This is a genomic window from Mycobacterium spongiae (assembly GCF_018278905.1).
Lineage (GTDB): Bacteria > Actinomycetota > Actinomycetes > Mycobacteriales > Mycobacteriaceae > Mycobacterium > Mycobacterium spongiae.
The window spans coordinates 3,660,203-3,675,176 of sequence record NZ_CP046600.1 but is presented as its reverse complement, the minus strand read 5'-3'; the positions used below and the strand labels follow the sequence as shown (position 1 = coordinate 3,675,176).

Genomic DNA, 14,974 nt, shown 5'->3' with positions numbered 1-14,974 from the left:
TGTGGTAGCGGCTACCGCTTCCCGGATCGGGGCGGCGTCGCCACAGTGTGGATGGGTGGAGTGCTCGTCCCGGTGTCCCACCACACGTGCGGCTGCTTGCTCGCCCAGCCGCTGACGGCTTCCAATTCGGCGGCCAGCGAAATCAGCATTCCCTCGCTATTGGCCGGCCCCATCAGCTGCACGCCGATCGGCAAACCGTCAGAGGTGAACCCGGCGGGCACGTTGATCGACGGCCAGCCCAGCAGATTCCATGGCCACGCCGACGGGCACGCGCGGATTATCGCGCGGTCGGTCGTCAGCGCGCTCGACTGGTCGAAGGCGCGCACCATCGGCGGTGGCTGTGCGGTCGTGGGAGCCAGCACGACGTCAACGATGTCGAAGATCGAGCCCACCCGGTGCTGGTCAATGGCTTCATGGCGGCGCGAACTGCGCAGAATCGCTTGCGACAGCATGTGACCGGTGCGCAGATTGGATAACGTGCGGCGGTCCAAATTGACTCTGTCGCCCAGCCGTTCCTCCGACTGCCAAATGCCCGAGGTGGACCGCACGAGAAAGTTCCACGACAACCGCAGGCCGTAGTCCGGGTTCCCTTTCACCACGGTGTGGCCGAGCAGTTCGAGCTGCTCGGCGACCGTTTGCGTGGCAGCCAGGATCTCGCGATCGAGCTTCGCCCGAAAGAAGGTGAACGGGAAGCGCGTTGACAACGCAATCTTCAGCGGACCGGGTGCGATGCCGACATAGTCGGATGCGATGACCGGCGGCGGCCTGTGCAGGTCGCCGGCGACGTTGCCGGATGCCGCATCGAGCACCAGCGCCGCGTCGGCCACCGTGCGGGCCAGCACGCCGTTGACAGTGATGCCGTTGAACGCTTCCGGTAAAGGCCACGTGGAGATGCGGCCGCGTTGCGGCTTGATGCCCACCAGGTGTGTCCACGCCGCGGGTATCCGGACACTGCCGGCGCCGTCGGAGCCGATCGCGGCGGTGACCAGGCCAGCGGCCACCGCGGCCGCGCTGCCGCCGGAGGATCCGCCCGGCGTGTGGCGGCGTGACCAGGGATTGCGGGTGTGCCCGAAGCCGGGTCCGCTGGTAAAGGGCCATTGGCCCAGTTCGCAGGTGTTGGTCTTGCCGACGATCACCGCGCCGGCCGCCTTGAGGCGGCGAACGACCTCGCAGTCCTCGGTGGCGGGCCGAACATAGCCCTGGGTGCCGTAGGCGGTGGGTACTCCAGCAACGTCGACGTCGTCTTTGACCGCAATCGGGATGCCCAACAGCGGCGCGGTGTCGCCGGCGGCGCGCCGCCGGTCGGCTGTGGCCGCGTCGGCCAGCGCCGATTCTCTGAGCACCACCCGGAAGGCGTTCAATGTGGACTGGCTCACATCGATCGCTCGCAGCGATCGTCGCACCAACTCGTCGGAGGTCACCGCGCCGGTGGCCAGCTCGTAGAGCAGGTCGGTCAGCGTGGGCAGGCGCTCGCCGCCAGATCCGAGACCCGATCCAGGATTGGCCCCCGAAACGGACCCAGCAGCGCCAACCACGGAGTACGAGACTATCGGCGCGGATACCCACGATGTCGCGGTGGGGTGCAAAACTGTTGTGATGCGGCTGTATCGGGACCGGGCAGTGGTGCTGCGCCAGCACAAGCTCGGCGAAGCCGATCGGATCGTCACGTTGTTGACCCGTGATCACGGACTGGTGCGCGCGGTGGCCAAGGGCGTCCGACGTACCCGCAGCAAATTCGGTGCGCGCCTGGAGCCGTTCGCGCATATCGATGCGCAGCTACACCCCGGCCGCAACCTCGACGTCGTCACCCAGGTGGTGTCCCTTGACGCGTTCGCCACCGACATCGTCAGCGACTATGGCAGGTACACCTGCGGGTGCGCGATGTTGGAAACCGCCGAACGGCTGGCCGGTGAGGAGCGGGCGCCCGCGCCAGCTCTGCATCGGCTCACGGTGAGCGCGTTGCGGGCGGTGGCCGACGGGCGTCGGCCTCGTGACCTTCTGTTGGATGCTTATCTGCTGCGTGCGATGGGCATCGCAGGATGGGCGCCGGCGCTCACCGAGTGCGCCCGCTGCGCCACACCCGGTCCTCATCGGGCGTTTCATATCGCTGCAGGGGGTAGCGTCTGCGGCTACTGCCGCCCAGCCGGTTCGACCACACCGCCGCTGGGCGTGCTGGACCTGATGGCCGCACTGCACGACGGTGATTGGGAGGCCGCCGAGCAGGCACCGCAAGCCCATCGCAGCTATGTCAGCGGTTTGGTGGCCGCCCACCTGCAGTGGCATCTGGAGCGGCAGCTCAAGACGTTGCCGCTGGTGGAGCGGCGCTACCAGGGTGAGCATGCCCCGGCAGGCGAGTGGTGCACCCAGATGGCCGACCGTGGTGTCGCTGTGATCGGGCAGGATCAGTGAGCGCGGCCAAGAGGGCGGAGCGCACGCTGAAGCCCACCGATTTCCCGCAGCTGCCCCCGGCGCCTGACGACTATCCGACCTTTCCCGATACGTCGACGTGGCCGGTCGTCTTCCCGGAGCTGCCACCATCTCGCGGTGGTGCACCACGCCGGCCACCGCAGCACGTCTCGAAGGCGGCCCCACCACGGATTCCGAGTGACCGATTGCCCGCTCATGTCGCCATCGTGATGGACGGCAACGGCCGTTGGGCTACCGAGCGTGGCCTGCGCCGCACCGAGGGGCACAAGATGGGCGAGGCCGTGGTGATCGATATCGCTTGCGGTGCTATCGAACTCGGGATCAAGTGGCTCAGTCTTTACGCGTTCTCCACGGAAAACTGGAAGCGTTCCGCCGAGGAAGTCCGCTTCCTGATGGGCTTCAACCGGGACGTGGTGCGGCGGCGCCGTGAGAACCTCAACTCGATGGGGGTGCGGATCCGGTGGGTGGGTTCCCGTCCGCGTCTTTGGCGCAGCGTCATCAACGAGCTGGCGATTGCCGAGCGCATGACGGCGAACAACGACGTCATCACGGTCAACTACTGCGTCAACTACGGTGGGCGGACGGAGATAGCCGAAGCCACCCGGGAAATCGGTCGTAAGGTCGCCGCCGGCAGTCTGAATCCGGATCGGATTACCGAGTCCACGATCTCCCGTCACCTCCAGCGACCGGATATACCCGATGTCGACCTGTTTCTGCGGACCTCCGGGGAACAGCGCTCCAGCAATTTCATGCTCTGGCAGGCGGCCTACGCCGAATACATATTCCAGGACAAGCTGTGGCCGGACTACGATCGCCGCGACTTGTGGGCGGCCTGCGAGGAATACGCGTCCCGCAACCGACGGTTTGGGAGCGCCTAGTGCCATCGTTGCGGGACCGGCTGGCATCCATACTCCTCAGCGTTCTTTCTGCCGAGGAGGAGCCCGACGGCGCCCTGACGGTTCGCCATGACGGTACTTTTGCGTCGCTGCGGGTCGTGAGCATCGTCGAGGATCTCGACCTGGTGTCACTGACTCAGGTGTTGGCGTGGGACCTGCCGCTCACCAAGAAAATCCGTGACCAGGTTGCCCAGCAAGCGCGCGACGTCAATTTCGGCTCAGTGACCCTGCTGGAAAAGGGACTCGAAGAGGTCGGCGAGAAGGCTGCCCAGCGAAACTCTGGTGGTCCTGGGTCCAAGACTGCGGACGTGATGCTGCGGTACAACTTCCCCGGTGCCGGCTTGACCGACGACGCGTTGCGCACCCTGATCCTGTTGGTGCTGGATACGGGCGCCCAGATCCGCAGCGCGCTCGTTGGCTAGTTCACCGACCAACCTAGCTGCACTCGGAGCAGGTGCCGAAGATCTCAATCGTGTGGCTGACGTCGGAGAATCCGTGTTTGGCGGCCACCTCCGCCGCCCACGTTTCGACGTCAAGAGCGGCCACTTCGATAGTGGAGCCGCAACTGCGGCACACCAAATGATGGTGGTGCTGCTCCGAGCATCTGCGGTAGACCGCCTCACCGGTGTCGGTGCGCAGCGTGTCGACTATTCCTGCGGCGGCCATCGACTGCAGCGTCCGATAGACGGTGGTCAGACCGATGTTCTCGCCGCGGCGCCGCAGTTCGTCGTGGAGGTCCTGGGCCGACCGGAAGTCGTCGACTTTTTCCAGCAGCGTTGAGATCGCCGTTCGCTGTCGGGTGGATCGGACGCTCGCGGAAGTCATCGGCGCCACTCCTTCTCATCGCTGCGCGATGCATCGTCGTTGGCTGTAATCATTGGCGCCGCTCCTCAGCATCGCTGCGCTCTGCATCGTCGCCGGCGCGGGTCATTGGCGCCGCTCCTCAGCATCGCTGCGCTCTGCGCGGGTCATGGTGAATCCTCGCCTGCGTGGGTGACCGCGTCGACGACGATATGCGCGAGGTGATGGTCGGCGAGGCGGTAGAGGACTTCGCGACCGGCGCGTTCCCCGGTCACTACTCCGGCTGCTTTGAGAATCTTCAAATGCTGGCTGACCAGCGGTTGGGGCACGGCTAACGCGTCGACGAGTTCGTGCACGCAGCGCTGGGATTCGCGCAACTGCAGCACGATGGCGATGCGCACGGGCGCCGCCAGCGCACGCAACAGCTCACCGGCTGCCTCGAGAATCTCCCGCGGCGGCGGTACGGGGAGCTCGGTATACACCGCAAGACCGGCGGATCCGTGGTCGTGACCGGCAGCGGCCTCGGCGCTCACGTCCTCGGGAGTGGCGGTCCGCGTTGCGGGGGACGTCACCATGTCGGAGTCATCACCTCGAGAAGTGCCAGGGCATTGAGACAGGTGCGGACTGCCCCGGAATGTCAGTTGCGATCGGCATGTGGCTAACTTCCACTGTCACATGCATGATGATGCATGTCAAAGAAGATAGGTGTCCTAGGCCTCGATCGCTACGATGGCTGATGTTTTGCACGCAACGGTTTTGCGCTGCATGAGTCGGCCATCCCCTGAAGGGAGTGCACCACCCCGTGGCGTCCGTCATCGATACCGTAGTCAACCTGGCCAAACGGCGAGGCTTCGTTTATCCGTCGGGCGAGATCTACGGCGGCACCAAGTCCGCGTGGGATTACGGTCCACTGGGAGTCGAGCTCAAGGACAACATCAAGCAACAGTGGTGGCGGTCGGTCGTCACCGGTCGCGACGACGTTGTCGGTATCGATTCGTCGATCATCCTGCCGCGCGAGGTGTGGGTGGCGTCCGGGCACGTCGAGGTCTTCCACGATCCGCTGGTTGAGTCGCTGATCACCCACAAGCGCTACCGGGCCGACCATCTCATCGAGGCCTACGAAGCCAAACACGGGCGGCCGCCGCCCAACGGTCTGGCAGACATTCGGGACCCGGAAACCGGCGAGCCCGGCCAATGGACCGAGCCCCGCGAGTTCAACATGATGCTCAAGACGCATCTGGGACCCATCGAGACGGAGGAGGGGCTGCACTACTTGCGCCCCGAGACGGCGCAAGGCATCTTCGTCAACTTTGCCAACGTAGTGACGACGGCTCGCAAGAAGCCGCCGTTCGGTATCGGGCAGATCGGCAAGAGCTTCCGCAACGAGATAACTCCAGGCAACTTCATCTTTCGCACCCGCGAATTCGAGCAGATGGAGATGGAGTTCTTCGTCGAGCCGTCGACAGCGAAGGAATGGCATCAGTATTGGATCGACACCCGACGGCAGTGGTACGTCGACCTCGGTATCGATGCGGAGAACCTGCGACTGTACGAACATCCCAAGGAGAAGTTGTCGCACTATTCCGATCGCACCGTCGACATCGAATACAAATTTGGTTTCGTTGGCAATCCGTGGGGCGAGCTAGAAGGCGTCGCCAACCGAACTGACTTCGACTTATCAACGCACACAAAGTGTTCCGGAACCGACCTGTCATTCTACGACCAGGTCGACGATCGTCGTTACACGCCCTACGTCATCGAACCTGCCGCGGGTCTGACCCGTTCGTTCATGGCGTTCCTTATCGATTCATACACCGAGGACGAGGCTCCGAATGCCAAGGGCGGGATGGATAGGCGCGCACTACTACGCCTGGATCCACGTTTGGCGCCGGTCAAGGCCGCGGTGCTGCCGCTGTCGCGGCACGCCGACCTCAGCCCTAAGGCCCGCGACCTGGGTGCGGAATTGCGCAAGTACTGGAACGTGGATTTCGACGACGCCGGGGCGATCGGGCGGCGCTACCGTCGCCAGGACGAAGTCGGTACGCCGTTCTGCGTGACGATTGATTTCGATTCACTCCAGGACGATGCCGTCACGGTGCGCGAGCGCGACAGCATGGCGCAAGAGCGGGTGGCCATGAACAAGGTCGCCGATTACCTGGCGGTCCGGCTCAAGGGCTGCTAGAGCGTTCATTGCGGTCGACCCTGGCCGCGCCGGTTCGGCTTTTTGGCCGGATGGTAGATAAAGGCCTCGGTCACCGACCGGGCACCTTTCCCGGGTCCGTGGCGGGTGGCTGGGTCGGCGCTGGTGGGCTTCGGTGGCAAGTGTTTGCGTGTCGTTTGCCGTAACGCGCGGGGTTTGGGTTGAGAATATTCCGGTAAAGGAGGGGCCGGTGTAATGAGTTTTTCGGTTTTGCCGCCGGAGATCAATTCGTTGCGGATGTTCTCGGGCGCGGGGTCCGCGCCGATGTTGGAGGCGGCTGTGGCCTGGGATGGGTTGGCTGCGGAGTTGGGCTCGGCGGCGCAGTCGTTTGCCTCGGTGACCTCGGGGTTAGCGGGTCAGGCGTGGCAGGGTCCGGCGGCGGCGGCGATGGCGGCTGCGGCAGCTCCGTATGCGGGCTGGTTGGGTGCGGCGGCGGCGCAGGCTGTGGGGGCGGCTGGTCAGGCTAAGGCGGTGGCCAGTGTGTTTGAGGCGGCGCGGGCGGCGACGGTGCATCCGTTGGCGGTCGCGGCTAACCGGAACGCGTTCGTGCAGTTGGTGTTGTCGAATGTGTTTGGGCAGAATGCTCCGGCGATTGCGGCCGCGGAGGGCATTTATGAGGAGATGTGGGCCGCCGATGTGGCCGCGATGGTGGGGTATCACTCTGGGGCGTCGGCGGCGGCGGCGCAGTTGGCCCCGTGGCAGCACGCGTTAAAGGCGCTGCCGGGCTTGTTGGGTGGGGTGACACCGGCCGGAATCCCAGCGGCCGCTGCTCACGCCATTTCTGCCCAATTGTCCGGCGCGCCGCAGGCGGCCGCCCAAGCGGTGACGGTGCTGAGCCTCAACCTGGGCCTGGGGAACATCGGTACGTTCAACATCCTGGGCAGCGGAAACATCGGTGACCTGAACCTCGGCAGTGGAAACATCGGCGGCACCAACCTGGGCAGTGGAAACTTTGGCAACCTGAACCTGGGTGGCGGGAACATCGGGACCGGAAACTTCGGTAGCGGAAACATCGGTGACTTCAATGTCGGTAGTGGGAACTTCGGCAGCGGCAACCCCGGCAGCGGAAACATTGGCAGTCTCAACATCGGCAGCGGGAACTTCGGCACTCTCAATTTCGGCAACGGAAACAACGGCGACATCAACTTCGGCACCGCGAATATCGGGGGTACCAACTTCGGTTCCGGGAACATCGGCGACACGAATTTCGGCTTCGGGAATATCGGTGACACGAATTTCGGTTTCGGGAACACCGGCAACAACAACATCGGCATCGGGCTTACGGGTGATGGCCAGATCGGAATCGGCGGCCTGAACTCCGGCATCGGTAATCTTGGTTTCGGCAACTCCGGAAACAACAATATCGGCTTCTTCAACTCCGGCGACAACAACATCGGCTTCTTCAACTCCGGTAATGGAAACACCGGCTTCGGGAATTCGGGCAATTTCAACACCGGTTTCTGGGCTGCGGGCAGTTCAAACACTGGCTTCGGGAGTGCGGGCACTGGTAACCTGGGCATCTTCGACGCTGGAAACTACAACACGGGCAGCTTCAATGCCGGCTTCCAAAGCACTGGTTTCGGGAACGCGGGCGCCGGCAACACCGGATTCTTCAATTCCGGAGACTCGAATACCGGCTTCGCAAATGCGGGCAACGTCAATACCGGTTTCTTTAACGGGGGCAACATCAACACGGGCGGCTTCAACGGCGGCACCCTTAACACCGGTTTCTTCAGCGCGATCACCCAAACAGTTCCGAACTCCGGCTTCGGTAACGCAGGCACCGGAAACTCTGGGTGGGGCAACTCCGACCCAGCGGGCAGTGGAAACTCGGGATTCTTCAACAGCGGCACTGGTAATTCGGGCTTCTCGAACGCGGGCACCACATCGCTCGATGGCTTCAACTCCGGGTTCGGGAATATCGGCACCTTCAGTTCCGGATTCACTAACTCCGGTAACCAGCTTGCCGGTGTCTCCAACTCGGGCGACGACAGCTCCGGGATCATCAATTCGGGCAGCGACAACTCCGGTGGCTTCAACTCGGGTACCGGACTGTCGGGCTTCTTCAGGTAGTCGCCAGATTCGGGTGTCCGTCGGCGACCGGTTGCGCGGGTCGAGCTGGGGGCGACGGGGCCCGGTTTGCGGCAACGACGATGTGAACGACGCCTCTCGTTCACGCCGTCGTTGCTCTTTGAAACGACACGGTGACGGGCTTTGGGTTTCGAGAATCGGGTTTCGGTCGGAGGGATTTGCGTGTCGTTTGCTGTAACGCGCGGGGTTTGGGTTGAGAATATTCCGGTAAAGGAGGGGCCGGTGTAATGAGTTTTTCGGTTTTGCCGCCGGAGATCAATTCGTTGCGGATGTTCTCGGGCGCGGGGTCTGCGCCGATGTTGGAGGCGGCTGTGGCCTGGGATGGGTTGGCTGCGGAGTTGGGCTCGGCGGCGCAGTCGTTTGCCTCGGTGACTTCGGGGTTAGCGGGTCAGGCGTGGCAGGGTCCGGCGGCGGCGGCGATGGCGGCTGCGGCAGCTCCGTATGCGGGCTGGTTGGGTGCGGCGGCGGCGCAGGCTGTGGGGGCGGCTGGTCAGGCTAAGGCGGTGGCCAGTGTGTTTGAGGCGGCGCGGGCGGCGACGGTGCATCCGTTGGCGGTCGCGGCTAACCGGAACGCGTTCGTGCAGTTGGTGTTGTCGAATGTGTTTGGGCAGAATGCTCCGGCGATTGCGGCCGCGGAGGGCATTTATGAGGAGATGTGGGCCGCCGATGTGGCCGCGATGGTGGGGTATCACTCTGGGGCGTCGGCGGCGGCGGCGCAGTTGGCCCCGTGGCAGCAGGCGTTGCAGGGGCTGCCGGGCTTGTCGGGTTTGCCGGGTTTGTCGGGTTTGCCGGGTTTGTCGGGTTTGTCGGGTTTGTTGGGTGGGGTGACACCGGCCGGTATCCCAGCGGCCGCTGCTCATGCGGCAGAGGCTCAGGCGGCCGCCGTGCCGGCGCCGCTTCAGGGCATCAACGTGGGTCTCGGGAACATTGGCTCCCTCAATTTGGGGAGCGGGAACACCGGCGACATCAACCTCGGCAACGGCAATATCGGTGACGCCAACCTGGGTAGCGGCAACACGGGCAGTACCAACCTCGGTAGCGGCAACATCGGTAGTACCAACCTGGGTAGCGGCAACATCGGCAATCTCAACCTGGGCAGCGGAAACTCCGGTAGCAACAACGTGGGCAGCGGAAACATCGGCGCCACCAACGTGGGCAGCGGAAACATCGGCAGCACCAATATAGGCAGCGGCAACATCGGCGATGCAAACTTCGGCAACGGAAATAACGGGACCCTCAATTTCGGCAGTGGCAATTTCGGTAGTAACAATTTCGGGTTCGGCAATACGGGTAGTGGGAACTTCGGATTTGGGAACTCGGGCAACAACAACATTGGAATCGGGCTTACGGGTGATGGCCAGATCGGAATCGGCGGCCTGAACTCGGGCAGCGGAAACATCGGCTTCGGTAACTCCGGCACCGGAAATATTGGCTTCTTCAACTCTGGTACCGGGAACGTAGGCATCGGCAACTCCGGCACCGGTAACACGGGATTCGGGAACGCCGGTGACATCAACACCGGATTCTGGAATGGTGGCGCCACGAACACCGGCTTCGCGAACGCTGGCGCGGGCAACTTCGGCTTTTTCGACTCCGGTGACTACAACTCGGGGGCCTTCAACGCCGGAAACAGCAACTCCGGCTTCGCGGATGCGGGCAATGGCAACAGCGGCTCTTTTAACTCGGGCGACGTCAACACCTTCTTCGGAAATGCCGGCAACGTCAATACCGGTTTCTTCAACTCGGGCGACACCAACACGGGTGGGTTTAACGCGGGTACCCTTAACACGGGCTTCTTCAGTGCGGCCACTCAAGTTGGCCCCAATTCCGGCTTTTTCAATGTCGGTACTGGCAACTCGGGCTTCGGTCAGAACGACCCGACAGGAGTCGGTAATTCGGGCATCCAGAACTCTGGCTTCGGCAACTCGGGTTACGTTAATACCAGCACCACGCTTATGTTTGGCGGAAACTCGGGTATTCTCAACACTGGGTTCGGAAACAGCGGCTACAACAGCGCGGCGGTCAATAACGCTGGGATCTTCGTCACCGGCGTGATGAGCTCCGGGCTATTTACATCCGGATCGGGCAGCTCCGGGGTATTGGTTTTTGGTGATTTACTCTCGGGTTTCTTCAAGAACTTGTTCTAGTAGGAACCTTTTTCCTAAACGCTTCCCAGACCCTTTTCGTGCCTTCGCAGACCCGTTTCAGACCCTTCTCAGACCCGTTTCAGACCCTTCGCAGACCCGTTTCAAAGGCGGCAGGGTTTACCTTTCGGGTGCGGCTGGTTGCCGTGGCCGGGGTTACGGTCACGGGTCGGCGGGTGGGGTCGCCCAAGTCTCTGCGGCAAGCCCTGGCTCAGCCGAGAGTGGTTCTGGCAGCACGCGACTGAGACCGCCGCCGCGACGGCATTTCCTGGCTGTACGCCGCAGCTTCGGCGGCCGGCGCTCCGGACGGATTCCGGGTTGGGTATGACCTCGGGCAGCCGATGCCGATGCCCTTTCGGGTCCTGTTGCCGGCACTCCGGGCAGCCCGGCCAACCGGCCCGGATCGGTGCTGCGTAGGCGCGGCATCCCGAATCAGAATTTCTCAATAAGTTTTTTGTGAAACTGCGGGACTTTAGGCGTGGATTGTTTTACGATCCGGCCGTGGCGGTTTTCGTGATCGCTGTCGATGAGCGTCCTAGCGCATGGTCGGGGCCGCTGTTGCGGCTGGCCGGTTTGGGGTTGCGATGATTCTGGATTTCTCGTGGTTACCGCCGGAGATTAACTCGGCGCGGATTTTTAGTGGTGCGGGGTCGAGCCCGCTGTTCGTGGCGGCGGCGGCCTGGGACGGGTTGGCGGCGGATTTGGCAGGTTCGGCGACGTCGTTTCAGTCGGTGCTGACCGGGTTGGCCAATGGCCCGTGGTCGGGTCCGGCGTCGGTGTCGATGGCGGCGGCGGCGGCACCGTATGTGGCGTGGTTGAGCGCAGCGGCGGGCCAGGCGGAGTTGTCGGCGGGTCAGGCTCGCGCGGCGGCGCTGGCGTTTGATGCGGCGTTGGCCGCGACGGTTCCTCCGCCTGCGGTGGCGGCCAACCGCGCGGCGTTGATGGCGTTGGTGGCGACGAATTTCTTGGGCCAGAACACGCCGCTGATCGCCGCGACCGAGTTCGACTATCTGGAGATGTGGGCTCAGGATGTGGCCGCGATGGTGGGCTATGACGCGGGGGCGACGTCGGTGGCGGCGGCGTTGACGCCCTTTAGTGTGCCGCCGCTGGAGTTGGCAGGTTTGGGCGCCATTGGTGGGCAGGTCGCCGCTGTTGGTGCGCAGGTGAATACCCAGCTCGCGGCGATGGCGACGGCGGCGACGGGGGCCGTGTCCCCGGTACTCCAGGGCGCTGCGGCGGGGTTGCCGGCGATGGCCTCGGCGGTGCCGGTGGAGACGGTGTTGGGAGCCGGGCAGGCGGTGGCGATGCCGGCCAGCATGCTTATTGGGCCGTTGATGCAGCTGGGGCAGACGGGGGCGACTACTGCGGGTACCGCGGGGTTGTATGGGGCTGAGGCTGGGGGTTTGGCTGCCGCTGATGGTGCGTTGCTGGCCGGTGATGCCGCGTCGTTGGAGGGTGTGGGCGGTGCCGGGGCCTTGGGCTCGGGGATGGCCGGCGAGTTGGGTAAGGCGCGGTTGGTGGGTGCGATGTCGGTGCCGCCGACCTGGGAGGGGTCGGTGCCCAGAGGGATCACCACTTCGGCGATGTCGGGGCTGGGTGCAATGCCCAGCGGGACACCGGCGATGGCCGGGCACGGTGGTATGGGATTCATGCCGATGCCAATGGGTATGGGTGGTGCCGCGGCCGGTGGGCCCGGAGGGATGTTGGGCCGTGGTGGGGCCAATCCGAATGTGCTGACCGCACGGCCCAGTGTGATACCCCGAACCGGGGTCGGATAACGCGAGTATGCGCCGGCCTTCTGGGTCGGCCGTCGTATGCGCGGTGCCCGGGTGGCCCGCGACGCCCGTCACGAGCGCCAATAGCGGCGAGCAGCCAGCCTAGGCACGTCGGCGCTCCGTTGCGCTGGGCAAAGTAACCAATGTGATCGCTGACGCGAATACCTTTGTGTCAGGTTGTTCCGGCCGTTCGGGAGAAGCGCGGTCTTGAGTGGAGAGCTAGTCCATCCAGCTGCGTTGTCGCGCGTGCTGTCTCTTGATGAGCGTCCGGACATGTCGTTGTTGGCGCCGCGGTTGCGTCTGGCTGGTTTGGGGGTGCGATGATTCTGGATTTCTCGTGGTTGCCACCGGAGATCAACTCGGCGCGGATTTTTGGTGGTGCGGGGTCGAGCCCGCTGTTCGTGGCGGCGGCGGCCTGGGACGGGTTGGCGGCGGATTTGGCAGGTTCGGCGACGTCGTTTCAGTCGGTGCTGAGCGGGTTGGCCAATGGGCCGTGGTCGGGTCCGGCGTCGGTGTCGATGGCGGCTGCGGCGGCACCGTATGTGGCGTGGTTGAGCGCGGCGGCGGGCCAGGCGGAGTTGTCGGCGGGCCAGGCACGTGCGGCGGCGCTGGCGTTTGATGCGGCATTGGCCGCGACGGTGCATCCGGCGGCGGTGGCGGCCAACCGCACGGCGTTGATGTCGTTGGTGGCGACGAATTTCTTGGGTCAGAACACGCCGCTGATCGCCGCGACCGAGTTCGACTATGTGGAGATGTGGGCTCAGGACGTGGCCGCGATGGTGGGCTATGACGCGGGGGCGACGTCGGTGGCCGCGGCGTTGACGCCCTTTGGTGTGCCGCCGTTGGAGTTGGCGGGGTTGGGCGCCGTTGCTGGGCAGGTCGCCGCGCTTGGGGGGCAAATCAATCTCGAGCTTGCCGGGATGGCGACGGCGGCGACGGGGGCGTTGTCGCCGGTCCTTCAGGGCGCGGTCGAGGGGTTGCCGGCGATGGCCTCGGCGGTGCCGGTGGAGACGGTGTTGGGGGCCTCGCAGGCGGTGGCGATGCCGGCCAGCATGCTTATTGGGCCGTTGATGCAGTTGGGGCAGACGGGGGCGACTGCGGGGACATTTGGGGCTGAGGCTGGCGGGTTGGCCGCCGCTGATGGTGCGTTGTTGGCCGGTGATGTTGCTCCGTTGGAGGGCCTGGGCGGTGCCGGGGCTTTGGGTTCGGGGATGGCCGGCGAATTGGGTAAGGCGCGGTTGGTGGGTGCGATGTCGGTGCCGCCGACCTGGGAGGGGTCGGTGCCCAAAGGGATCACCAGTTCGGCGGTGTCGGGGCTGGGTGCGATGCCGAATACGGCCGAGATGGCCGCGGCGGGTGGTCGCCCGATGGGGATGATGCCGATGCCCATGGGTATGGGTGGTGCTGGGGCTGGGGCGCCCGGCGGGATGTTGGGCCGTGGTGGGGCCAATCCGAATGTGGTGACCGCACGGCCCAGTGTGATCCCCCGGACCGGCATCGGATAGCGCGCTGCGTCGTCTGGTTGCCTAGGTGCCGGAGCGATCCGGACTGCGCCATTGGCGCACCGTGACGCGCTAGCTCACCCCATTGCTGACGAGGAAAACACCGAGCATGGCGACGACGACGGCGAAGATCTGTGGCCGGCGCGATTTCACCCAGTCATGAACCCTGGACAGGACCTGACCGGTCCTTGCCGGCGCAGCCAGCTGACTGGCCAGTGGAAGCTCGATGAAGGCCAGTGCTAGCAGGGTGTAGACCCCCGCCGCGCTGATCTGAGTGCTGACGGCGGCACCCGAGGCCACGATGGCGGTGAGCGCTACCAGGAACCGGAGGTCCACCAACATCCCCACGCCGAGCAAGAAAGGTACCCTCAGCGGTCGGGATCGCATCGCATCCTCGGCGCGCGTCGACAATCTCGAGATCGCGGTCGACGCCCGCGCCTCCAGGTGGGACGGGTGGCTGCCGGGCATGCCGAGCCGAAATCGCTGGAATGGCGAGAAGCCCACCGTGACTGCCGCGATCAGCAGCGCCATACCCCCCATCGCGACTTGAATGTGACCGGCGGTGGAGCTGGCTGTGGCGAGTTCCAGCCGGTGCATCACCGAAAGAGCCACATCGCGCAGCGCGAAGAGCACACCCATCGCCACGGTGATGCTGATCGTGATGCCTCCCAGCCAGAACGCAACCAGGTGGCGCACGGGACGGGGTCGTGAAGACAACATGACGCTGATCCCGATCCGAAAGGGGTCGGCTGTTGCCACAAGAGCTAACACCAGCACCGTGCACCACATGGGTCGCAACGCTACAACGGCAGCACGGTTTGCGTTAGAGGAGGTAGACCGCCATTTTCCGGATCACAGTGGAATTACCTCGATCGGCAGCCCTTCTTGGCGTGCCGGTAAGAATACGGGCTGCTGGTTCCATATCACCGACATCACGACGACCCAGGTCTGACCTGGAACTATCTGCTGACACCCGGCACAGGCGCGAAGCGGGAAATAGACGCTCTGAAGGTTTCATTAGGAATGTGGGATTAGACTAATTTTTTGGTCCCGACCGTTTGTCCGCCGACGGTCTCGGTGTTTGACGCCGACCTCTGACCCGTCCCCGGAGCCGAGGTGCCGACCGCTGGTTGGTGGG

At 64.4% G+C, this 14,974-nt stretch carries 12 protein-coding genes; 8 read left to right on the top strand and 4 right to left on the bottom strand.

The annotated features are described in order from the left end of the window. Positions 1-11: 11 nt before the first annotated feature. Positions 12-1,535: an amidase gene (locus tag F6B93_RS14955; protein ID WP_211695778.1), complete on the bottom strand. Its 1,524-nt coding sequence runs from the start codon at positions 1,533-1,535 to the stop codon at positions 12-14. 61 nt (positions 1,536-1,596) lie between these two features. Between F6B93_RS14955 and recO the strand changes: the two genes are divergently transcribed. Genes recO through F6B93_RS14940 form a run of 3 tightly spaced genes read left to right on the top strand, consistent with a single transcriptional unit; the run spans position 1,597 to position 3,745 of the window. Then, entirely contained in the window at positions 1,597-2,409 is an 813-nt protein-coding gene (gene recO, locus F6B93_RS14950) for a DNA repair protein RecO (protein ID WP_211695777.1), read from the top strand. A gap of 26 nt (positions 2,410-2,435) precedes the next feature. Further along, positions 2,436-3,305, top strand: a complete 870-nt coding sequence (locus F6B93_RS14945; protein WP_211699516.1) for a decaprenyl diphosphate synthase — start codon at positions 2,436-2,438, stop codon at positions 3,303-3,305. After that, positions 3,305-3,745 carry a hypothetical protein gene (locus tag F6B93_RS14940; protein WP_211695776.1) on the top strand — a complete coding sequence of 147 codons (441 nt, stop codon included), beginning with the start codon at positions 3,305-3,307 and terminating at the stop codon, positions 3,743-3,745. Before F6B93_RS14945 ends, F6B93_RS14940 begins: the two co-directional genes overlap by 1 nt. Positions 3,746-3,758: 13 nt before the next feature. Here F6B93_RS14940 and F6B93_RS14935 read toward each other — a convergent pair whose 3' ends face one another. Continuing rightward, entirely contained in the window at positions 3,759-4,148 is a 390-nt protein-coding gene (locus F6B93_RS14935) for a Fur family transcriptional regulator (protein ID WP_211695775.1), read from the bottom strand. A gap of 143 nt (positions 4,149-4,291) precedes the next feature. Next, a complete protein-coding gene (locus F6B93_RS14930) occupies positions 4,292-4,699 on the bottom strand; it encodes an ArsR/SmtB family transcription factor (protein WP_211695774.1) in 408 nt (135 codons plus the stop codon). A 215-nt stretch (positions 4,700-4,914) separates the two neighbouring features. On the opposite strand from F6B93_RS14930, the gene F6B93_RS14925 reads away from it, so the two are divergent. The 5 genes from F6B93_RS14925 (at position 4,915) to F6B93_RS14905 (ending at position 13,839) form a co-directional block, all read left to right on the top strand. Continuing rightward, positions 4,915-6,306, top strand: coding sequence for a glycine--tRNA ligase (locus F6B93_RS14925; protein ID WP_211695773.1), 1,392 nt, complete (start codon positions 4,915-4,917; stop codon positions 6,304-6,306). A 213-nt stretch (positions 6,307-6,519) separates the two neighbouring features. Continuing rightward, positions 6,520-8,397, top strand: coding sequence for a PPE family protein (locus F6B93_RS14920; protein ID WP_211695772.1), 1,878 nt, complete (start codon positions 6,520-6,522; stop codon positions 8,395-8,397). A 245-nt stretch (positions 8,398-8,642) separates the two neighbouring features. Further along, positions 8,643-10,562 carry a PPE family protein gene (locus tag F6B93_RS23775; RefSeq protein ID WP_211695771.1) on the top strand — a complete coding sequence of 640 codons (1,920 nt, stop codon included), beginning with the start codon at positions 8,643-8,645 and terminating at the stop codon, positions 10,560-10,562. Positions 10,563-11,143: 581 nt separating this feature from the next. Beyond that, positions 11,144-12,337, top strand: coding sequence for a PPE family protein (locus tag F6B93_RS14910; RefSeq protein WP_211699515.1), 1,194 nt, complete (start codon positions 11,144-11,146; stop codon positions 12,335-12,337). 317 nt (positions 12,338-12,654) lie between these two features. Beyond that, positions 12,655-13,839 carry a PPE family protein gene (locus F6B93_RS14905; protein WP_211695770.1) on the top strand — a complete coding sequence of 395 codons (1,185 nt, stop codon included), beginning with the start codon at positions 12,655-12,657 and terminating at the stop codon, positions 13,837-13,839. 69 nt (positions 13,840-13,908) lie between these two features. Here the strand turns inward: F6B93_RS14905 and F6B93_RS14900 are convergent, their stop codons facing one another. Beyond that, a complete protein-coding gene (locus tag F6B93_RS14900; RefSeq protein ID WP_281426089.1) occupies positions 13,909-14,625 on the bottom strand; it encodes a GAP family protein in 717 nt (238 codons plus the stop codon). Between the last annotated feature and the right edge of the window lie 349 nt (positions 14,626-14,974).

Excerpts from the sequence above, each read along its gene's own strand:
- recO (WP_211695777.1), top strand. The coding sequence starts at position 1,597 with ATGCGGCTGTATCGGGACCGGGCAGTGGTGCTGCGCCAGCACAAGCTC.
- F6B93_RS23775 (WP_211695771.1), top strand. The coding sequence starts at position 8,643 with ATGAGTTTTTCGGTTTTGCCGCCGGAGATCAATTCGTTGCGGATGTTC.
- F6B93_RS14930 (WP_211695774.1), bottom strand. The coding sequence starts at position 4,699 with ATGGTGACGTCCCCCGCAACGCGGACCGCCACTCCCGAGGACGTGAGC.
- F6B93_RS14935 (WP_211695775.1), bottom strand. The coding sequence starts at position 4,148 with ATGACTTCCGCGAGCGTCCGATCCACCCGACAGCGAACGGCGATCTCA.
- F6B93_RS14900 (WP_281426089.1), bottom strand. The coding sequence starts at position 14,625 with ATGTGGTGCACGGTGCTGGTGTTAGCTCTTGTGGCAACAGCCGACCCC.
- F6B93_RS14920 (WP_211695772.1), top strand. The coding sequence starts at position 6,520 with ATGAGTTTTTCGGTTTTGCCGCCGGAGATCAATTCGTTGCGGATGTTC.
- F6B93_RS14910 (WP_211699515.1), top strand. The coding sequence starts at position 11,144 with ATGATTCTGGATTTCTCGTGGTTACCGCCGGAGATTAACTCGGCGCGG.
- F6B93_RS14905 (WP_211695770.1), top strand. The coding sequence starts at position 12,655 with ATGATTCTGGATTTCTCGTGGTTGCCACCGGAGATCAACTCGGCGCGG.